This window comes from Roseateles flavus (genome assembly GCF_039872765.1).
In the GTDB taxonomy this organism is placed as follows: Bacteria; Pseudomonadota; Gammaproteobacteria; order Burkholderiales; family Burkholderiaceae_C; genus Roseateles_B; species Roseateles_B flavus.
The window spans coordinates 74,315-94,319 of record NZ_JBDPZC010000009.1; the positions used below are offsets into that span (position 1 = coordinate 74,315).

At 69.3% G+C, this 20,005-nt stretch carries 20 protein-coding genes and 3 tRNA genes; 4 read left to right on the forward strand and 19 right to left on the reverse strand.

The window, feature by feature from the left end:
- Window position 1: 1 nt before the first annotated feature.
- The 19 genes from apbC to ABDJ40_RS18350 form a co-directional block, all read right to left on the reverse strand.
- Window positions 2-1,096: an iron-sulfur cluster carrier protein ApbC gene (gene apbC / locus ABDJ40_RS18260; protein ID WP_347611793.1), complete on the reverse strand. Its 1,095-nt coding sequence runs from the start codon at window positions 1,094-1,096 to the stop codon at window positions 2-4.
- Window positions 1,097-1,191: 95 nt separating this feature from the next.
- On the reverse strand, window positions 1,192-1,806 hold the full coding sequence (locus ABDJ40_RS18265) for a LysE family translocator (protein WP_347611794.1): 615 nt from the start codon (window positions 1,804-1,806) through the stop codon (window positions 1,192-1,194).
- A 19-nt stretch (window positions 1,807-1,825) separates the two neighbouring features.
- Window positions 1,826-3,415 carry a glycosyltransferase family 39 protein gene (locus ABDJ40_RS18270; protein WP_347611795.1) on the reverse strand — a complete coding sequence of 530 codons (1,590 nt, stop codon included), beginning with the start codon at window positions 3,413-3,415 and terminating at the stop codon, window positions 1,826-1,828.
- 223 nt (window positions 3,416-3,638) lie between these two features.
- A tRNA-Lys gene (locus ABDJ40_RS18275) sits at window positions 3,639-3,714 on the reverse strand.
- A gap of 39 nt (window positions 3,715-3,753) precedes the next feature.
- Window positions 3,754-3,829, reverse strand: a tRNA-Lys gene (locus tag ABDJ40_RS18280).
- Window positions 3,830-3,850: 21 nt separating this feature from the next.
- A tRNA-Lys gene (locus ABDJ40_RS18285) sits at window positions 3,851-3,926 on the reverse strand.
- Window positions 3,927-4,028: 102 nt separating this feature from the next.
- A complete protein-coding gene (locus ABDJ40_RS18290) occupies window positions 4,029-4,832 on the reverse strand; it encodes a tRNA threonylcarbamoyladenosine dehydratase (protein WP_347611796.1) in 804 nt (267 codons plus the stop codon).
- Window positions 4,833-4,926: 94 nt separating this feature from the next.
- Window positions 4,927-5,715 (reverse strand): tol-pal system protein YbgF, encoded by a 789-nt coding sequence (gene ybgF, locus ABDJ40_RS18295; protein ID WP_269633852.1) that lies wholly within the window; start codon window positions 5,713-5,715, stop codon window positions 4,927-4,929.
- A gap of 1 nt (window position 5,716) precedes the next feature.
- The gene (gene pal / locus ABDJ40_RS18300; RefSeq protein ID WP_347611797.1) at window positions 5,717-6,235 is read right to left on the reverse strand and encodes a peptidoglycan-associated lipoprotein Pal; all 519 of its coding nucleotides are present in this window, start codon (window positions 6,233-6,235) and stop codon (window positions 5,717-5,719) included.
- Between the two features lie 241 nt (window positions 6,236-6,476).
- The gene (tolB, locus tag ABDJ40_RS18305) at window positions 6,477-7,793 is read right to left on the reverse strand and encodes a Tol-Pal system beta propeller repeat protein TolB (protein WP_347611798.1); all 1,317 of its coding nucleotides are present in this window, start codon (window positions 7,791-7,793) and stop codon (window positions 6,477-6,479) included.
- Window positions 7,794-7,875: 82 nt separating this feature from the next.
- Window positions 7,876-9,357, reverse strand: a complete 1,482-nt coding sequence (gene rng, locus ABDJ40_RS18310; protein ID WP_347611799.1) for a ribonuclease G — start codon at window positions 9,355-9,357, stop codon at window positions 7,876-7,878.
- Window positions 9,358-9,496: 139 nt separating this feature from the next.
- Window positions 9,497-10,099 carry a Maf family protein gene (locus tag ABDJ40_RS18315; RefSeq protein WP_347611800.1) on the reverse strand — a complete coding sequence of 201 codons (603 nt, stop codon included), beginning with the start codon at window positions 10,097-10,099 and terminating at the stop codon, window positions 9,497-9,499.
- 7 nt (window positions 10,100-10,106) lie between these two features.
- Window positions 10,107-10,574: a 23S rRNA (pseudouridine(1915)-N(3))-methyltransferase RlmH gene (rlmH, locus tag ABDJ40_RS18320; RefSeq protein WP_347611801.1), complete on the reverse strand. Its 468-nt coding sequence runs from the start codon at window positions 10,572-10,574 to the stop codon at window positions 10,107-10,109.
- A 3-nt stretch (window positions 10,575-10,577) separates the two neighbouring features.
- Window positions 10,578-11,348: a ribosome silencing factor gene (rsfS, locus tag ABDJ40_RS18325; RefSeq protein WP_347611802.1), complete on the reverse strand. Its 771-nt coding sequence runs from the start codon at window positions 11,346-11,348 to the stop codon at window positions 10,578-10,580.
- Entirely contained in the window at window positions 11,349-11,984 is a 636-nt protein-coding gene (nadD, locus tag ABDJ40_RS18330) for a nicotinate (nicotinamide) nucleotide adenylyltransferase (protein WP_347611803.1), read from the reverse strand.
- On the reverse strand, window positions 11,975-12,910 hold the full coding sequence (gene hemF / locus ABDJ40_RS18335; protein WP_347611804.1) for an oxygen-dependent coproporphyrinogen oxidase: 936 nt from the start codon (window positions 12,908-12,910) through the stop codon (window positions 11,975-11,977). The genes nadD and hemF overlap by 10 nt, the downstream gene beginning before the upstream one ends.
- Complete coding sequence (locus ABDJ40_RS18340; RefSeq protein ID WP_347611805.1) at window positions 12,907-13,587, reverse strand: 1-acyl-sn-glycerol-3-phosphate acyltransferase; 681 nt, start codon at window positions 13,585-13,587, stop codon at window positions 12,907-12,909. The genes hemF and ABDJ40_RS18340 overlap by 4 nt, the downstream gene beginning before the upstream one ends.
- A 10-nt stretch (window positions 13,588-13,597) precedes the next feature.
- On the reverse strand, window positions 13,598-14,878 hold the full coding sequence (gene purD, locus ABDJ40_RS18345; RefSeq protein WP_347611806.1) for a phosphoribosylamine--glycine ligase: 1,281 nt from the start codon (window positions 14,876-14,878) through the stop codon (window positions 13,598-13,600).
- 28 nt (window positions 14,879-14,906) lie between these two features.
- Complete coding sequence (locus ABDJ40_RS18350) at window positions 14,907-15,632, reverse strand: YebC/PmpR family DNA-binding transcriptional regulator (RefSeq protein ID WP_347611808.1); 726 nt, start codon at window positions 15,630-15,632, stop codon at window positions 14,907-14,909.
- Window positions 15,633-15,765: 133 nt separating this feature from the next.
- On the opposite strand from ABDJ40_RS18350, the gene ABDJ40_RS18355 reads away from it, so the two are divergent.
- From ABDJ40_RS18355 to ABDJ40_RS18370, 4 genes are all read left to right on the forward strand, one after another.
- Entirely contained in the window at window positions 15,766-17,382 is a 1,617-nt protein-coding gene (locus ABDJ40_RS18355) for a helicase HerA-like domain-containing protein (protein ID WP_347611809.1), read from the forward strand.
- Between the two features lie 128 nt (window positions 17,383-17,510).
- Entirely contained in the window at window positions 17,511-18,017 is a 507-nt protein-coding gene (locus ABDJ40_RS18360) for a DUF6622 family protein (RefSeq protein WP_347611810.1), read from the forward strand.
- Window positions 18,018-18,041: 24 nt separating this feature from the next.
- On the forward strand, window positions 18,042-19,178 hold the full coding sequence (locus ABDJ40_RS18365; RefSeq protein ID WP_347611811.1) for a sensor histidine kinase: 1,137 nt from the start codon (window positions 18,042-18,044) through the stop codon (window positions 19,176-19,178).
- Complete coding sequence (locus ABDJ40_RS18370; protein ID WP_347611812.1) at window positions 19,175-19,990, forward strand: LytR/AlgR family response regulator transcription factor; 816 nt, start codon at window positions 19,175-19,177, stop codon at window positions 19,988-19,990. The genes ABDJ40_RS18365 and ABDJ40_RS18370 overlap by 4 nt, the downstream gene beginning before the upstream one ends.
- Window positions 19,991-20,005: the final 15 nt, after the last annotated feature.

Below are 20,005 nucleotides of genomic sequence, written 5' to 3' on the forward strand. Positions count from 1 at the left end.
CTCAGCTGTTCTTGGAGATGGTGATGGTGGGGAACTTGGACGAGTAGTCCCGGGCCTGCCCCGCGATGCGCGCCGCCACCTTGCGGGCGATGTCGCGGTAGCGCTGCGCAATCTCGCCCTCGGGCTCGGCCACCACGCTGGGCCGGCCGGCATCGGCCTGCTCGCGGATGGACAGCGCCAGCGGCAGCCCGCCCAGGTAGGCCAGGCCGTACTGCGCGGCCATCTTCTGGCCACCCTCGGCGCCGAAGATGTGCTCGGCATGGCCGCAGTTCGTGCAGATGTGCACCGCCATGTTCTCGACCAGGCCCAGGATGGGCACGCCCACCTTCTCGAACATCTTGAGGCCCTTCTTGGCGTCGATCAGGGCGATGTCCTGGGGCGTGGTCACGATGACCGCCCCCGTCACCGGCACGCGCTGGGACAGGGTCAGCTGGATGTCGCCGGTGCCCGGCGGCATGTCGATGATGAGGTAGTCCAGGTCCTGCCAGTGCGTCTGGCGCAGCAGCTGGTCCAGGGCCTGGGTGGCCATGGGGCCGCGCCAGACCATGGCCTGGTCCTCGGCCACCAGGAAGCCGATGGACATCAGCTGGATGCCATGGGCCAGGATGGGCTCCATGGTCTTGCCGTCCTTCGACTCCGGCTGGCCGCTGGCGCCCATCATCAGGGGCAGGCTGGGGCCGTAGATATCGGCGTCCAGCAGGCCCACGCGGGCGCCTTCGGCCGCCAGGGCCAGGGCCAGGTTGGCGGCGGTGGTGCTCTTGCCCACGCCGCCCTTGCCGGAGGCCACGGCCACGATGTTCTTGACGCCGGGCAGCAGCTGCACGCCGCGCTGCACGGCATGGGCCAGCACGCGGGTGCTGATGCGGATGTCCACGCGCGCAATGCCCGGCACGGTGCGGGCCGCGGCGGCGAGCGATTCGCGCAGGGCGCCATGCAGGCCGGCGGCCGGGTAGCCCATCTCCAGCTCGAAGCTCAGGGCCTCGCCCTCGATGCGCAGCTGCTTGATCTGCTTGCTGCTGACGAAATCCTGCTGGGTCACAGGATCGACGACGCGCTGCAGGGCCTGCAGCACCAGGGCTTCTTGATTCATGCTCATGGGGATCTCTCGCAAGCCGCGCAGTCTAGCCCAGGGGCCCTTGCCGCCCGCTCATAGGCCCGCGCCAAGCAGGGTCGGGTGGACGGCTCAACGGTTCAGCGGCTGGCCCGCGCCAGCGCCAGCCCGAAGCCGATGAAGACCAGGCCGCTGCCGCGCTGGAACCAGCGCCGGCCGCGGGCCGAGCCCAGGAACTGCCGCACCGACTGCGCACCCCAGGCATAGAGGCTGTGGATGAGCAGCACCAGGCCCGCATAGCTGAGCACCAGCAGCAGCAGCTGCGGCGCTGCGCCATGGGCCGGGTCCACGAACTGCGGCAGGATGGACAGGAAGAAGACGATGGCCTTGGGATTGGTGAATTGCAGCATCAGGCCTTCGAGGAAGCGCCGGCGCGGGCTCAGCACCGGCGCCTGGGCTGCCTCTGCCCAGTCCTGGGACGGCGCCCGCCAGAGCTTGATCCCCAGCCACACCAGATAGGCCGCGCCCAGCAGCTTGATCACGGTGAAGGCCAGGGCCGACTGCGCCAGCAGCAGTCCCAGGCTGGTGGCCGAGATGCCCGCCACCACCGCCGCCCCCGCTGCCACGCCGGCGATGCCCGGCAGGCTGCCGCGCCAGCCCAGGCGCAGGGCGTTGTTGAGCGAGAGCATCACGCCGGGCCCGGGGCTGGCCACCGTGGCGGCGGCCACCAGCAGGAAGAGGAGGTACAGCTTCATGCCGCCATGCTAGCGGCTGTCAGTTCACCGGACAGAGGCCCGACTTCTCCGGCGCCACGATGGACCACTCCACCTGCAGGTGCGGCCCGGTGCCGCGCCGCGTCCAGGGCAGGTCGATGCGGCCCTGGGCGTAGGCCTGCTCGCGCAGGGCGTTCACGGCAGTGGGCAGCTGGCCCAGGTCACGCACGTCGATGACCAGCATGGCGCCGCATTGGCGGACCATCTCGGGCTTGACCCAGGGCGACTTCTGCGGGTCGGCATCCAGGAAGACCAGCGGGTGCGTGGGCGCATGCACCGAGACATTGCCCGCCAGCCAGGTCTCGCCGACGAGGATATGCAGGGGCCCCGGCTGGTGCCGGCGCCAGACCGCGTCCACCTGGGCGGCGAGTTTCTGCGCCGGGAAGTTGGCGCGGGCCGGGCGGTCCTTGAGGTCCACCAGCCAGCCATTGGCCAGGGCCTGGCTCAGGGCCATCAGCAGCTCGAAACCCATGGCAATGATGAGCGCCGTGCGCACCATGCGGTTGGGTTCGTAGGCCGGGACAAAACGCATCAGCCACAGGCCCAGCACCACGAAGAAGGTGGCAGCCCAGGCCGAGCCCAGCTTCACGCCGGCCACGCCCAGCAGGGAGGTCAGCAGCACCGGGCCCAGCGCCATGAAGCTGATGAAGCGCAGCTCCGGCCGCTCAGGCACCTGGACGCCCGGCCAGCGGGCGTGCGGGCGCAGCAGCCAGGCCAGCAGGCCCGTGGCCAGCAGCAGAGGCAGCGCGCGGCCGAACTGGATCACGACGAAATTCAGCAGCCGGCCCCAGTGGCCCAGCTGCGAGGCATCGTTCTCGCCATTGACGGCCTTGCTGACGTAGCCGAGAGTGGGCGCGCCTTCGCGCAGCAGCCACTGCACGTGCGGCGCAAAGAGCACGGCCGCCACCAGCAGGGCAAGACCTGCCCCCAGCCAGGGGCGCAGGCGGCGCATGCGCAGGTCCTGGATCATCCAAAGGCCCAGCACGGCCAACCAGATCAGGGCGCTGTACTTGGTCAGCATGCAGAAGGCCGCGGCCAGGCCGGCCAGCAGCCAGCGCCACCAGCCGCCCTCCCGCACCGCCAGCAGGCCGGTCCACAGCAGCAGGGCCACGGGCATCAGCTGCACCGTGTTGTGGTTGGCCATGATGCCGTGGATGCCGTGGTAGATCAGCAGGCTGCTCAGCAGCACCGCGCAGAGCGCGCGCGCCGGCGACATCACCAGCAGGCCGATGCGCCAGACCATGTAGAGCATCAGCACCACGCTCAGCTGCGCGGCGAAGAAGGTCACCCAGATCTGCTTGCCCAGCAGCGTGGTCCAGAAGCTGAGCCACCAGGTGGGGAACGGCGGGTGCTTGTAGTAGCCCCACTGCAGGGACTGCTGCCAGACCAGCTGCTCGATGTTGTCCCAGGGCGGGGCGCGGTGGGTCAGCGCGGAGCTGACGACCCACAGCAGGGCATGGAAGACGAGGAAGGCGAGGAGCAGGCGGCCGGCATCGCGGCGGCTCTGCATGTCCAGGGTCCAGGGCCCCAGGCGCAGGCCGACGCCGCGCGGCTGCGCGCCCAGGCTGATCGTGTCCTTGCTGCTGTCCATGGCCCTGCTGCTCTCGCGATCGCTGCTGCGACCGGAAATGGGCGCATGCAAAGGCCTGGATGATACTGAAACAAAACTTCACAACCGCAGCGCGTGCGGGGGGGCGGGCCCTGGGATGCGCACAAGCGTGCAAAGCGGCACGGGCGCCGCACAGGGAGGTGCTCGCAGCGGGCGGCCCGGAAAAACAAAAAGGGACTCGTCTTTCAACGAGTCCCTTCTGTTTTGGTGGGCCCTGTAGGATTCGAACCTACGACCAACGGATTAAGAGTCCGCTGCTCTACCAACTGAGCTAAGAGCCCAATCCCTTATCGCCTTCGATCACGCCTGCCAAGAAAACTTGGTGGGCCCTGTAGGATTCGAACCTACGACCAACGGATTAAGAGTCCGCTGCTCTACCAACTGAGCTAAGAGCCCGTGATCGAAACCGACCGAAACTGGTGGGTTGTGCAGGATTCGAACCTGCGACCAACGGATTAAAAGTCCGCTGCTCTACCGACTGAGCTAACAACCCGAGCCTTGTTGAGCTACGGCTGCCTTGGCATCCAGCCTTCTTGAGCTTTTTGCCTTGACTGCTGCACTCATCAGCAGAGCCTCAGATTATAGAAGCAGTTTTTCAGTCAGTGCAAGCGGTTTGCAAAAATTCTTTCACCAGTTCGGCCGCGGCCGTCATGCCGAAGGCCGCGGTGACCATCACGCTGGAGCCGTAGCCCGCGCAGTTGAGACTCCCATCCACCTGACCGTCCACCGAGCAGGCCGCCTCGGGCCGCTGCACGGCCTCGCGCGAGAACACGCAGCGCACGCCCATCTTGCCCTGGCGCGCCAGGCCGTGCTCCTTGCGCAGGCGCTGACGCAGGCTGGCCAGCAGCGGGTCGTGGGTGGTGAGGGCCAGGTCTTGCACCTCCAGCAGATGCGAGGCCCGCTTGCCGCCGGCCGCGCCGACGGTCACGAAGCAATGCCCCGTCTGCCGCGCCCAGGCGGCCAGCGCGGCCTTGGCGCGGACCTGATCGCAGGCGTCGATCAGGCCGTCGATGGCCCGGCCCTGCAGCAGGTCCGGCCAGTTGCCGGGCTCGACGAATTCCTCGATGCCGTGGACCCGGCAGTCGGGGTGGATGTCGCGGATGCGCTCGCGCAGGGCGTCGATCTTGGCCATGCCCAGCGTGCTGCCCAAAGCCTGGATCTGGCGGTTGATGTTGGACTCGGCCACCTGGTCCAGGTCGATCAGCACCAGTTCGGCCACGCCGCTGCGCGCCAGCGCCTCGACCGCCCAGGAGCCCACGCCGCCCACGCCCACCACGGCGAAGCGCGCGCCGCGCAGGCGCAGGTAGTCGCGCTCGCCATAGAGGCGTCGCAGGCCGCCGAAGCGGCGTTCGCTGTCATGGTCGGGGGCGCTGGGAGGGGGCGGGGTCATGTCGCTCATGGTGGCACATCAGAAATGCAAAACCCCGCCGGCGACGGATCCGGGCGGGGTTCGAAGGGTCGGGGGGCAGGTCTTGCCTCGGTCCGGCTCCGGCTTACTTGAGGGCCTTGAGCCGCTCCTTGGCGGCCTGCGCGGCCTCGGTGCCGGGGTAGGCCTTGACCAGGTCCTCCAGGCTGCGCTTGGCGGCCTTCAGGTCCTTGAGCTCGATCTGGCAGTTGGCCAGGGCCAGCAGGGCCTCGGCCGCGCGCGGGTGCTCGGGATTGGCCACGATCAGCGACTTGAAGCTGGCGATGGCGTCCTTGTAGTCGCGCTTGCCGTACTGGGCGTTGCCCAGCCAGAAGCGGGCGGAGTCGGCATAGCCGCTGCCGGGATAGCGCTTCAGGAAGGCGTTGAAGCCGCCCACGGCCTCGGCGAAGTCGCCCTTGCGCACGGCGCCGATGGCGGCCTCGTACTGGCGGCGTTCCTCGGGCTCGACGTTGAACTCCTTGCCGTCCAGGCTGACCTTCTGAGGCTCCAGGGGCTTGAGGCGGGAGTCCAGGTTCTGGGCCTGGTCGCTGACACGGCGCTGGGTCTCGGCCAGGTCGCGTGCCAGCTGCTCGTTCTGCCCGCGCAGCTTCGCGATCTCGGCGCGCAGGGCTTCAATCTGTGCGCTCAGGTCCAGCAGGCTGCGGCTCTGGGCCGACTGCTGGTCCTGCGCTTGCGTGGCCAGCTGCTCCAGGCGGGAACGCTGGGCGTCCTCCACCTGCTGCAGCTTGGCCCGCAGGTCCAGGATGGCCTTGCGGGCCTCGTCATCCTCGAACAGGCCGGCACGGGCCGGTTGGCTCAGGGCCAGGGTCGCGACGACCAGGGCCAGGGCACTCAGACGGGGTCGCAAGGCCGGCATCTCACTTGTCCTTCAGTTCGACGCGACGGTTCTTGGACCAGGCTTCCTCGTTGTGGCCTTCCACAGCGGGACGCTCCTTGCCGAAGCTCACCGGCTCGACCTGCGCGCTGCCGGCGCCCAGCAGGCTCATGGACTGAGCCACGGCCTCGGCACGCTTCTGGCCCAGGGCCAGGTTGTATTCGCGGCCGCCGCGCTCGTCAGCGTGGCCTTCCAGGCTCATCTTGACCTTGCCGTTGTTCTTCAGGCGCTTGGCGTGGGCTTCGATCAGGGGGGTGTAGTCGCTCTTGACGACGAAGCTGTCGAAGTCGAAGTAGACGGTGCGGCCCTTGGCGTTGGCGGCGTTCAGCAGCTCGGTGTCCAGATCCACGGTCTTGACCGGGGTCACGGGCGGCGGGGTTTCCTTCTGGACGACGGGCGGCTGGGCGGGCGGGGTCGCCACCGGTGCCGGCTCTTCCAGCTTGGTCGACGAGCAGGCGGCCAGACCGGCAGCCATGAGCACCACCAGTGCCAACTTTTGCATTTGCATCATTTCTCTCCTTGGATCCTCAATGTCCGTACGTTAGGTCCGAATGCGGTTTGGTCTGAAAGCATGCGGCAGGCCGACTCACCCGGCTCGGCCGGTATTTTGGCTCAAGTTCGGCATGACTTCGGGCACTGGCATGGTTCGAATGGAACCAAATGCTGTCAGCAGGGCATGAATGGCGGTTTTTCACCTGGCCAGCGCCCCTACATCGCCCCTACATCGCCCCTGCAACGCCACATCAGCGCCCGAACGGGCCCCAGGTGGGCTCGCGCACATCGGCCGTGCTGGCCACCAGCTTGGCCTTGATGCGGCCATCCAGCGTGGTGGTCATGAGCACGTCCCGGCCGCCGGCGCGGGTGGCGTAGACGATGAGCTTGCCGTTGGGCGCGAAGCTGGGGCTTTCGTCCTCGGTGGAGTCGGTGATCTTTTGCGACTGCCCGGTCACGAGGTCCATCACGCACAGGCGGAAGGTGGAGCCGCCCTCGCGGGTGATGAAGGCCAGGGTCTTGCCGTCCGGGCTGATGGCGGGGCTGATGTTGTAGCTGCCGCTGAAGGTGACGCGCTCGGCCTCGCCGCCGTTGGCGGGCATGCGGTAGATCTGCGGCGCGCCGCCGCGGTCGCTGACGAAGTAGATCTGCGTGCCGTCGGGGCTGTAGACCGGCTCGGTGTCGATGGCGCGGGTCTGGCTGAGGCGCTTGGGATCACCGCCATTGCGGCTGATGGTGAAGAGCTGCGAGCCGCCGGCCAGGGACAGGGTGAGGGCCAGTCGTTGCCCGTCGGGCGAGAAGGCCGGCGCGCTGTTGGAGCCGCGGAAGTCCGCCAGCACGCGGCGGCGGCCGGTGGAGAGGTCCTGCAGCCAGACGACGGCCTTGCGGGACTCGAAGGACACATAGGCGATCTCGCGCCCTTCCGGCGACCAGGCCGGCGAGATGATGGGCTCCGGACTGTTGAGAGCGACCTGCCCGCCCTCGCCGTCGGCATCGGTGATGCGCAGCTGGTAGCGCGGACCGGTCTTGGTGACGTAGGCCATGCGGGTGGCGAAGACGCCGCGGTCGCCGGTGAGCTTCTGGTAGATGCTGTCGGCGATGCGGTGCGCGGCCAGACGCACATCATCGGCATGCACGGCCTGCGCCTCGCCGCCCTGGTCCTGGCCGCGGACCACGTCCCAGAGCTTGTAGCGCACGTCCAGGCGGCCGTCGGCCAGGCGGGCCACGGAGCCGGCGGCCAGGGCATCGGCCTGCTTGCCGCGCCACTCGTTGAAATTGGGGCTGATGGTTTCGGAGAGGCCAGCAGGCGCCGCGATCATGCGGAACTGGCCGCTGCGCTCCAGGTCGGCCCGCACGATGCCGGCCACCGACTGGCCGGCCATGGCCTCGTCACGGAAATCGGCAATGGCGATGGGCAGCTGCGTGCCGCCCACACCGGAGATCTCGACGCGGAACTGCGCCAGGGCCGGGAAGCTGAAGGCTGCCGCCGCGGAGGCCGCGGAAGAGACCAGCAGGCTGCGGCGCAGCGGATTGCTCAGGGGCTGGGCGGGCGTGGTGAGGCGATTCATCGGCGATTCGGCGTTCAATCAAGACAGGCCGCCCGGCTGGCGGCCCGCCGATTGTGCCGCAGGGCAAAGACCCTGCCGATGATCACAGCAGCACGATGTCGTAGTGCTCGGTCTGGTTGGTGGGCTCGGCGGTCAGGGAGATGGGCTTGCCGATGAAGTCGGACAGGCCGGCCAGGTGCTGACTCTCCTCGTCCAGCAGCATCTCGACCACATTGGCCGCGGCCACCACGCGGAACTCCTTGGGCGAGAACTGGCGGGCCTCGCGCAGGATCTCGCGCATGATGTCGTAGCAGACCGAGCGCGCGGTCTTGACCTGCCCGCGGCCCTCGCAGGTCGGGCAGGGCTCGCACAGCATGCGGGCCAGGGACTCGCGGGTGCGCTTGCGGGTCATCTCCACCAGGCCCAGCTGGGTGAAGCCACCCACGGTGACCTTGGTGCGGTCCTTGGCCAGCTGCTTGCGGAACTCCGACAGCACCGAGGCGCGGTGCTCCTCGCGGGTCATGTCGATGAAGTCCACGATGATGATGCCGCCCAGGTTGCGCAGGCGCAGCTGGCGGGCGATGGCGCCGGCCGCCTCCAGATTGGTCTTGAAGATGGTGTCGTCGAAGTTGCGCGCGCCGACGAAGCCGCCGGTGTTGACGTCGATGGTCGTCATCGCCTCGGTCTGGTCGATGATCAGGTAGCCGCCGGACTTCAGGTCCACGCGGCGCGCCAGGGCGCGGTCGATCTCGCCGTCGATGTTGTAGAGGTCGAAGATGGGGCGCTCGCCGCGGTAGTGCTCCAGCTTGGCCACGGCGGCGGGCATGTAGGTCTCGCCGAAGCCGTGCAGCACCTCGTACTGCATGCGGGAGTCGATGCGGATGGAGCCGGTGCGCTCGCTGACCAGGTCACGCAGCACGCGCTCGACCAGGCTCAGGTCCTGGTGCAGCAGGGTGCCGGGCGGCGAGCGGAAGCTGCGCTCGCGGATGGTCGCCCAGGTCTTGCGCAGATAGGCGATGTCCGAGCCGAGCTCCTCATCACTGGCGTCCTCGGCATTGGTGCGCAGGATGAAGCCGCCACCGCCGCCCTCCTCCGCCTTGCCCACCAGGGCCTGCATGCGCTGGCGCAGCTGCTCGCGGGCCTCGGGCGAGCCGATCTTCTGCGAGATGCCGATGTGCTCGTCCTGCGGCAGGTGCACCAGCATGCGGCCGGCGATGGAGATCTGCGTGGACAGCCGCGCGCCCTTGGTGCCGATGGGGTCCTTGATCACCTGCACTGTCAAGGCCTGACCCTCGAAGACCAGGCGCTCGATGGGCGTGGGCGTGCCGTTCTCGGCATGGTGGCCGCGACCGGCCTGGCCGGCGATGTGGAGGTCGGCCACGTGCAGGAAGGCGGCGCGCTCCAGGCCGATGTCGATGAAGGCGGACTGCATGCCCGGCAGCACGCGCGCCACACGGCCCGAATAGACGTTGCCGACCAGGCCGCGTTCCAGGGTCCGCTCGACGTGCAGCTCCTGCACGGCGCCGTTCTCGACCACGGCGACGCGGGTCTCCTGGGGAGACCAGTTGATGAGGATATCTTCCATAGCTTGGGCTCCAGCGCTCGCGCCAGCGGTGAGTCCCACCGTTGGCGCCAGCGTTCGAGGCGGCAGGGCTGGCATCGGGCGACGCAAGACCTGACCCCCATCATGCCAGGCCCCGCGGGCCTGCTTCCGCGGGTCTCCGTCAGGCCGTGATGCCGAAGTCCGCCAGCAGCCCGGCGGTCTCGTACAGGGGCAGGCCCATGATGCCTGAATAGCTGCCGCTGATGTGGGAAATCCAGGCGGCGGCCTGGCTCTGGATGGCATAGGCGCCGGCCTTGCCCATGGGCTCGCCGCTGTCGGCGTAGCGGCGTAGCGCGGCGTCCTCGACCGGGGCGAAGCGCACCGTCGAGACATTCAGGCGCAGCAGGCGCCGCGCGCCCTCGCCCACGGCCACGGCCGTCAGCACGCGGTGCTCCTGGCCGCTGAGCAGGCGCAGCGTGGCCAGGGCGTCGGCCGCGTCGGCGGGCTTGCCCAGGATGCGCGAGCCCAGGGCCACCGTGGTGTCCGAGCACAGCACCGGTGCCACGGGCAGACCGCGGCGCTGCAGGCGCGCGAGGGCCGCGTCCAGCTTTGCCAGGGTCACGCGCTGGACGTAGGCGTCCGGGCTCTCGCCCTCACGCTCGGCCTCCAGCGCCTCGGCGTCCTCGTCGGCGCCGGGCAGCAGCAGCTCGTGCCGCACGCCGATCTGTTCCAGCAGCTGGCGGCGGCGCGGGCTCTGGGACGCCAGGTAGATGAAGTCAGCCATGCCGGCCTTACTCGCGGTGATAGGGATGCCCTTCCATCACGGACCAGGCCCGGTACAGGGCCTCGGCCAGCAGCACGCGCACGAAGGCGTGCGGCAGCGTGAGGTCGGAGAGGCGCAGCAGCTCGTCGGCCTTGCCCTTGAGATCGGGATGCAGGCCGTCCGGGCCGCCGATGAAGATGGCCACATCGCGACCGTCTCCCTTCCAGCGTTCCAGGCGTTCGGCCAGCTGCTTGGTGGTGACGCGATCCCCGCGCTCATCGAGCACGATGCGCCGCACGCTCTTGGGCAGGGCCGCTTCCAGGCGCTGCCCTTCGGCGGCCATCAGCTGCTCGGCGCTCTTGCCGCCCCGGGGCTCGGCCTTGACGGCCTTGAGCTCCAGGCGCATTTCCGGGGGGAAACGCTTGGCGAAGTCTTCGTAGGCCTCGTCCGCCCAGCCGGGCTGGCGCTGGCCCACGGCCATCAGCAGGAGGCGCATGCCTTACTTGGCAGACTTCTTGGCGGCCGGCTTCTTGGCGGCGGGCTTGGCTGCGGACTTGACCGGGGCGCGCTTGGCAGCCGGCTTGGCCGCAGCCTTCACCGGCGCCTTCTTGGCCGCCGGCTTCTTGGTGCCGACCTTGACCGTCACGGCTTCCTTGGTGCGCGGGCTCAGCTCGGTGCTGCGGCGCTTGGCAGGGGCCTTGGCGGCGGTCTTGGTGGCCGCGGCCTTCGTGCCCGTGGTCTTGGTGGCGGCCTTCTTCGCCACCACGGTCTTGGTGGCCGCCTTCTTGGCAGCCGGCTTCTTCACCGCGGCCTTCATGCCTTCGGTTTCCTCGCTGACGGCTTTGGCGGCGGGCTTCTTCGCGGACTTCTTGGCCGGCTTGGCCTCGCTGGCGTCTTCCGAGGCCTTCACCAGCTTGGTCTCGCCGCTGGCGACCTTGAGCTTGACGGGCTTCTCGCCCCAGATCTCCTCGAGGTGGTAGTACTCGCGGATGGCGGGCTGCATCACGTGCACGACGGCGGCGCCGCAGTCCACGATGATCCATTCGCCGTTGTCCTCACCCTCGGTGCGCATCACTTCCATGCCGCGACCCTTGACGGTCTCGCGCACGCTGGACGCCAGGGCCTTGGTCTGACGGTTGCTGGTGCCAGAGGCGATGATCACGCGCTCGAACAGGGGCGAGAGGTGCTCCGTGTTGAACACGACGATGTCTTGCGCCTTGACGTCTTCCAAACCATCGACGATGGCACGCTGCAGTTTACGAATGTCCATTCAGTGCTCGCTGTAAAGACGGTGCTGGGCAATATAGCGCGCAACCCCGTCGCCCACCATGGGCGTGATGTCCTCGCCACGCAGGCATTGCCCGCGCAGGAGGGTGGAGGAAATCTCCAGGGCCGGCATGTCCAGCCGGACCACACGATGAGCCACCGCCGCCACCTCGGGCGCCGCGCTCACCGCCTGACCCGCCCGGGCCGCGACGGCCAGGGTGAGTCGCTTCAACAGATCCTGCCAGCGGTGCCAGCTGGACAGGCGCGCGTACTGATCCTGGCCGATGACCAGGAACCACTCGCGCCGCTGTGGAAAACGCGACTGCAGCGCCTCCACGGTGTCGATCATGTAGCTGGGGCCCGCGCGCATCAGCTCGGTGGTGTCCACCACGAAGCGCGGCTCGCCCGCCACCAGGGCCTGCACCATGGCCAGGCGGTGCGCCGGCGCCGCCAGCTGGCGCCCCGCCTTCTGCCAGGGCTGGCCCACGGGCAGCCAGCGCAGCTCGGTCAGGCCCAGCTGCCGCAGGGCCGTGCGCGCCAGGCTCAGATGGGCGAGGTGCGGCGGGTCGAAGGAGCCACCGAACAGCCCCACGGGGCCGGCGAGGCCGGTGCCCGTGGTGTCGTCCGGGCTCACAGCCATAGGTGCGTGGCTTTCTCGCCCGCCCAGTCGCGGGGCCGCAGGAAATCGGTGTACAGGCGCGCCTCGGGGGTGCCCTCCTCCGGATGCCAGTCATAGCGCCACTTCACCAGCGGCGGCATGGACATCAGGATGGACTCGGTGCGCCCGCCCGACTGCAGCCCGAACAGCGTGCCGCGGTCGAAGACCAGGTTGAACTCCACGTAGCGGCCGCGGCGGTAGGCCTGGAAGTCACGCTCGCGCTCGCCATAGGCCAGGCCCTGGCGGCGCTCGACGATGGGCACATAGGCCGGCAGGAAGGCATCGCCCACCGACTGCATCAGGCCGAAGGCCGCATCGAAGCCGCCTTCCGCGTGGTCGTCGAAGAAGATGCCGCCGATGCCGCGCGGCTCGTTGCGGTGCTTCAGGAAGAAGTAGTCGTCGCACCACTGCTTGAAGCGCGGGTAGTGTTGCGCGCCATGCGGCTCCAGCGCGGCTTGGCAGGTGCGGTGGAAGTGCTGGGCGTCGCGCTCGAAGCCGTAGTAGGGCGTGAGGTCCATGCCGCCGCCGAACCAGACCACGGGCTCGGCACCCGCCGGCAGGGCCGCGAACATGCGCACGTTCATGTGGACTGTGGGCACGAAGGGGTTGTGCGGATGCAGGACCAGGGACACGCCCATGGCCTCGAAGGGCGCACCGGCCAGCTCCGGGCGGTGCTGGGTGGCCGACGGGGGCAAGACCCGACCCCGCACATGCGAGAAGTTGCAGCCGCCGCGCTCGAAGAGCCCGCCGTTCTCGATCAGCCGCGTCAGGCCGTCGCCCTCCAGGCGCCCGCCGGGCTCGCGCTGCCAGCCGTCGCTGAGGAAGGGCTGGCCGTCGAGCTGCTCCAGCCCGCTGATGATGCGCTGCTGCAGGCCCAGCAGGTAGTCGCGCACCAGCTGTGTGTTCATCGCTTGGAACCTTTCAGGGTGATGGGGCTGGCCAGCTCGGGCCGCTTGCCCTTCACCGGGGCCAGGTAGTGCGCGAAGTGGGCGAAGTCCCGCTCGGGCTGGCCGCACAGCTGCACGAAATGGCTGAGGTCGACCACCTTGCGCTGGAAGTCGAAATAGGCCAGGCCCACGGGGATGCCGGCCTGCACCGCCACGTGATAGGCACCGGAGCGCCAGCCCGGGGCCAGCGAGCGCGTGCCCTCGGGCGCCAGGGCCAGCCAGAAGGACTGCTGGCGCTGCTGTGCGGCGCGCACCTGCGCGACGGTGTCCGCCACCACGCCGTGGGCACTGGAGCGCTCCACCGCGATGCCGCCGATCCAGCGCACCCAGGCGCCGAACAGGGGTAGCTTGAACAGCGAGTCCTTGCCCCAGAACTTCAGCTCCAGGCCCAGGCCCCACTTGGCCAGCACACCGATGACGAAGTCCCAGTTGGAGGTGTGGGGGTAGACCATGATCACCCCCTGCAGCGCGGGCAGGCCGCTGAACTCCAGGCGCCAGCCGAAGAGTCGCAGCAGGCCGCGCGCCAGGCGGCTGCCCGGCGGACGCAGGCGCGCGCCGCCCTCGATGACGCGGGGCATGCCGGGCTTGCCGTCGACCGCGCTGGGCACGCAGGCGGACACGGGAAGGGAACTGCTCATGGCGGCGGCTTCAGCGCTTGATGGCGCGATAGCCGATGTCCTGGCGGCACTGCATGCCGGCGAACTGGATGCCATGGATGGCCTGGTAGGCGCGCTGCTGCGCGGTGCGCACCGACTCGCCCAGGGCCGTCACGCACAGCACGCGGCCGCCGTTGGTCAGCAGCTGGCCGTCCTTCTCGACCGTACCGGCCTGGAAGACCATGGCATCCTCGGTCTCGGCGGGCAGGCCGGTGATCACGTCGCCCTTGCGCGGGTTCAGCGGATAGCCCTCGGCGGCCATCACCACGCCCAGCGCCACGCGGCGGTCCCATTGCAGCTCGACCTGGTCCAGCGTGCCTTCGGTGGCATGCATCAGCACCTCGAAGAGATCGCTCTTGAGCCGCATCATGATGGGCTGGGTCTCGGGGTCGCCCATGCGGGTGTTGAACTCGACGGTGCGCGGCTGGCCGTGCTCGTCGATCATCAAGCCGGCATAGAGAAAGCCGGTGAAGGGGATGCCGTCGCGCGCCATGCCCTGGATGGTGGGCATGATGATCTCGTGCATGGCCTTGGCATGGACGTTGGGCGTCACCACCGGGGCCGGCGAGTAGGCGCCCATGCCGCCGGTGTTGGGGCCTTCGTCCTTGTCCAGCAGGCGCTTGTGGTCCTGGCTGGTGGCCAGGGGCACGACGTTGCGGCCGTCGCACAGCACGATGAAGCTGGCTTCCTCGCCCTGCAGGAACTGCTCGATGACGACGCGCGCGCCGCCCTCGTTGTGCACAACGCCCAGCTTGTTGTCCTCGAGGATCCAGTCGATGGCCTCGTGCGCCTCGGGCAGCGTCATGGCCACCACCACACCCTTGCCCGCGGCCAGGCCGTCGGCCTTGATCACGATGGGCGCGCCCTGCGCATCCACGTACGCATGGGCGGCGGCGGCGTCGCTGAAGGTCTCGTAGGCGGCCGTGGGGATGCCATGGCGCTTCATGAAGTCCTTGGCGAAGGCCTTGCTGGATTCCAGCTGCGCAGCGGCCTTGGTGGCCCCGAAGATGCGCAGGCCGCGCGAACGGAATTCGTCGACCACGCCGGCGGCCAGGAAGGCCTCGGGGCCCACGACCGTCAGCGTGATCTTCTCGGCCTGGGCGAAGTCGGCCAGGGCCTTGACGTCGCTGAGGTTGACGTTTTGCAGGCGCGGATCCTGCGCAGTGCCGCCGTTGCCGGGGGCCACGTAGACCTGGCTCACGCGCTCGCTCTGCGAGAGCTTCCAGGCCAGGGCGTGTTCGCGGCCGCCGTTGCCGAGGACGAGAACCTTCATGCAGACCTCCGGGTGCTCATCAGACGGCTCATTGCTCGATGCTCGCGTTGTGATAGACCTCCTGGACGTCGTCCAGGTCCTCGATCACGTCCAGCAGCTTCTGCATGCGGGCGGCGTCGTCGCCGGCGAGGTCGATGGTGTTCTCTGCACGCATGGTGACTTCGGCGATCTCGGGCTTCAGGCCCGCGGCCTCCAGCGCGTTCTTCACGGCCTCGAAGTCGCCCGGGGGGGTCAGGACTTCGATGGAACCGTCGTCGCCGCTGATCACGTCCTCTGCGCCGGCTTCCAGGGCCACTTCCATGACCTTGTCTTCCGAGGTGCCGGGGGCGAAGACCAGCTGGCCGCAGTGCTTGAACTGGAAGGCCACCGAGCCTTCGGTGCCCAGGTTGCCGCCGTGCTTGCTGAAGGCGTGGCGCACCTCGGCCACGGTGCGCACGCGGTTGTCGGTCATGCAGTCCACGATGATGGCTGCGCCGCCGATGCCGTAGCCCTCGTAGCGGATTTCCTCATAGGTCACGCCATCGAGGTTGCCGGTGGCCTTGTCGACGTTGCGCTTGATGTTGTCGGCCGGCATGTTGGCGGCCTTGGCCTTGTCGATGGCCAGGCGCAGGCGGGGGTTCATCGCGATGTCGCCGCCACCAGAGCGGGCGGCCACGATGATTTCACGGGTCAGACGGGTCCAGACCTTGCCCCGCTTCTCGTCCTGACGGCCCTTGCGGTGCTGAATATTGGCCCATTTGGAATGCCCTGCCATATGTCTTGTTCTCCGGGTCGGCCGCTTGGCGCCTGCCGTGATTCCCCTGTGGAATTCCGTGCGCTCCAGCCGTGATGGTGTTGGATAGACTGCGATTTTAGCTTTCGCCACCACCTCTTTCCCGGAGCCCCGCATGGCCGACCCCATCCTGCTCGCCCGCCATGGCGATATCGAGTGCCACCTCCTGCCCGCCCTGGCCAACCGTCACGGCCTGATCACGGGCGCCACCGGCACCGGCAAGACCATCAGCCTGCAGAAGCTCGCCGAGAGTTTCAGCCTGCAGGGCGTGCCCGTCTTCATGGCCGACATCAAGGGCGACCTCACCGGCATCTCGCAGCCCGGCCAGGCCTCGGAAAAGCTGCTGGCCGTGCTCAAGGAGCGCGCGCTGGAGGCGCCCGAGCCGGTGGCCTGCCCCACCACCCTGTGGGATGTCTTCGGCGAGCAGGGCCACCCCGTGCGCGCCACCATCTCGGACATGGGCCCCCTGCTCATCGCCCGCATGCTGGCCCTCAACGAGACCCAGACCGGCGTGCTGCAGCTGGTCTTCAAGATCGCTGACGACCAGGGCCTGCTGCTGCTGGACCTCAAGGACCTGCGCGCCATGCTGCAGTACGTGGGCGAACACGCCAGCGAGTTCACCACGCAGTACGGCAATGTCACGGCCGCCTCCATCGGCGCCATCCAGCGCGGGCTGCTGCAGATCGAGGCTCAGGGCGGTGACAAGTTCTTCGGCGAGCCGATGCTCAACATCGCCGATTTCATGCAGGCCGTTCCTGGTGCCCCCACGTCGCCTGCGGCGCCGGAGTCCGGCATGGGTGTGATCAACATCCTCGCGGCCGACAAGCTCATGGCCGCGCCGCGCCTGTACGCCACCTTCCTGCTGTGGCTGCTGTCCGAGCTCTTCGAGACGCTCCCCGAGGTGGGCGACCTGGACAAGCCGAAGCTCGTCTTCTTCTTCGACGAGGCCCACCTGCTGTTCAAGGACGCGCCGGATGCGCTGGTGGAGCGCATCGAGCTGGTCGTGCGCCTCGTGCGCTCCAAGGGCGTGGGCGTCTACTTCGTGACGCAGAACCCGCTGGACATCCCCGACACCGTGCTGGGCCAGCTGGGCAACCGGGTGCAGCACGCGCTGCGCGCCTTCACCCCGCGCGACCAGAAGGCCGTCAAGGCCGCGGCCGAGACCATGCGCGCCAAGCCCGGGCTGGACATCGCCAGCGCCATCAGCGAGCTGGGCGTGGGCGAGGCACTGGTGAGCCTGCTCGATGAGAAGGGCCGGCCCAGCATCACCGAGCGGGTCTTCATCCTGCCGCCGGGCAGCCGCATCGGCCCCATCACCGCCGAGCAGCGCCAGGCCCTGCTGCAAGGCTCGCTGGTGGCGGGCGTCTATGAGAAGCTGCTGGACCGCGAGTCCGCCTACGAGCGGCTCAAGGGCACGCCCGCGCCGGCTGCGCCCAGAGCGGGCGCGCCTGCGCGCACCGATGCCGGCGGCTCACTGGAAGCCGAGGCTCGCCAGGCCCTGCAGCGCGGCCCCGCCACGCCGGCCCCGGCACCGGACGAGGGCAATGGCTTGATGGACGGCCTCAAGGATGTGCTCTTCGGCTCCACCGGCCCCCGCGGCGGCCGCCGCGAGGGCCTGGCCGAGGCCGCCGCCAAGTCCGCGCTGCGCAGCATGGGCAGCTCCCTGGGCCGCGAGATCATGCGCGGCGTGCTGGGCAGCATCCTGGGCGGCGGGGGCAGCCGGCGCCGCTGAGCGCTCAAGCGCTTCACGACGACTGAACGCATTTCGCGACGCCGCCCTGCGCCCCGTCGCGCCCCGGGGGACGCCAGCCGGCGCCCCCGGCACAGTGCAGCCATCGACACCTCAACCAGGAGCCCACGATGAGCAGCACAACCCTCTCCATGATTCTCAATCAAGTCCCGACCTGGGTCTGGGGCTTGCTGTTGGCACTCGTCGCCCTCGGCCTGAGCCAGGCCCGTGACCGCTGGGTCAGCGCTGCGCGCCTGCGCCGCATGCCCCTGGCCTTCCTCGCCTTCTCGGCCTGGAGCACGGTGGGCGCCTTCGGCTGGCAGGCCTTGACGGTGCTGGGATTCCTGGCCGGGCTCTCGGCCACGCGCCAGTTGGTCATGGCCAGCGGCTGGCCCGGCGCTGCGCGCCACGATGCGGCGCGCGGAGCCTACTTCGTGCCCGGCAGCTGGGCGCCCCTGGCCGTGATGATGGGCATCTTCGCCATCAAGTTCCTGATGGGCATGACCCTGGCCATGAGCCCGGCTCTGGCGCAGCAGGCCGGCGTGGTGCTGGGCGTGAGTGCGCTCAATGGCGCCCTCGGTTCGCTCTTCCTGGCCCGGTCCCGCAACCTGATGGCCCGCAGCGCGCCGGCGGCCTGAGCCCCTGCTGCACAATCGCCCGCCATGACCCAGGCCTCCCGCCCCTTCCGCTCCCTCTGGACCCGCAGACAGGGGCTGCGCCAATGGCTCCACGGTGCCGCCGCGGCCTTTCTGTGGTGCCTTCTGATCGGTCTGGTGCTGGCAGGGGTGAGCGGCTGGCGGGACTTCTGGCACAACATCCTCTACTCCGTGTGCATCGGCATGTGCTGCTGGGGCCTCATCGACGCCAGCTTCCGCGGCCTGGCCTACGCGATGCGCAAGGGCCGCCCGTGCCCGGAAGGCGCCGAGCAGGAATGGCCCGGCCTGCCCTGGATCGCCCTGGCCGTGATCTTCGGATCGGTGGGGGGCTTCTCGATCGGCCAGCAGCTGGGCGACCTGATCTCCGGCCTGCACACCCGCAGCCTGTGGTCCGCGCAATGGAGCCACGCGGCCGCCATGCTGACGGTGACAGGCGTGGCCTCCCTGGTCGCCACGGCCTTCTTCTACACCCGCCACCGCATGGCCGCGGCCCAGGTCGAGGCCGAGCACGCACGCCGCGTGGCGGCCGAGACCCAGCTCCTGCTGCTGCAGGCCCAGCTGGAGCCGCACATGCTGTTCAACACCCTGGCCAATCTGCGCGTGCTGATCGGCCTGGATACCGCCCGCGCCCAGGCGATGCTGGACCAGCTGATCGCCTTCCTGCGGGCCACGCTGGAGGCCTCCCGCGTAGGCCACCATGCCCTGCGCGACGAGTTCGCGCGGCTGCGGGACTACCTCAGCCTCATGCAGGTGCGCATGGGCGAGCGCCTGCAGGCCCGCTTCGAGCTGCCGGACGAGCTCGCCTCGCTGCAGCTGCCGGCCCTGCTGCTGCAGCCGCTGGTGGAGAACGCCATCAAGCATGGCCTGGAGCCCAAGATCGAGGGCGGCACGCTGAGCGTCCAGGCCCGGATGCAGGGCGAGGACTGCCTGCTGGTGGTCAGTGACAGCGGCCGCGGCCACTTCCCGGCCGCCGACACCGCGGGCACCGGCTTCGGCCTGCAGCAGGTCCGCGAGCGCCTGCAGGCGCGCTACGGCGAGGCCGCCGGCCTCAGCCTGAGTTACCCGCCCGACGGCGGCTGCCGCATCGAGATCCACATCCCGCGCCGCCTGATGACGGCGCCCGCCCCCGCCGCCTCCCCATGAGCCTCACCGCCCCCATCGCCCTCATTGCCGAAGACGAAGCCCTGCTCGCCGAGCACCTCAAGTCCGAGCTGCAGCTGCTGTGGCCGGAGCTGGATCTGCTGCCCATCGCCCCGCATGGCCAGGCCGCCGTGGACCTGGCCCTGGCGCGGCGCCCCAGCCTGTGCTTCCTGGACATCCGCATGCCCGGCCTCAGCGGCCTGGAAGCCGCCGCGGCCCTGGCCGAGGACTGGCCCGAGGGCGCGCCCTTCCCCTTGCTGGTCTTCGTGACCGCCTATGACCAGTACGCGCTGCAGGCCTTCGAGCACGCAGCCGTGGACTATGTGCTGAAGCCCGTGCAGCGCGAGCGCCTGGCCCAGACCGTCGCCCGGCTGAAGCAGTCCCTGGCCCAGCGCCAGGCCCCGCAGGCGCTGGACGCCACGCTGGACCAGCTGCGCCAGCTGCTGGCGCCCCCACAGGCCCTTGCCACGGCCTCGGCCCCGGCCGTGCCCCGCCTGCGTCTGCTCCAGGTCAGCCAGGGCTCCAGCATTCAGATGGTGCCCATCGAAGAGGTGCTGTTCTTCGAAGCGGCTGACAAATACGTGCGCGTGGTCACCGCCGGCAAGGAGCACCTGATGCGGCTCTCCCTGCGCGAACTGCTGCCCCAGCTGGACGCCGAGCAGTTCTGGCAGGTGCACCGCGGCACTGTGGTGCGCGCCACCGCCATCGACCGCGCCGTACGCGATGAACAGGGCAAACTGACCCTGCATCTGCGCGATCACGCCGAGAAGCTGGGCGTCAGCCGGCTCTATGCGCACCTTTTCCGGGGGTTGTGAGCGGCGGACCGTCGC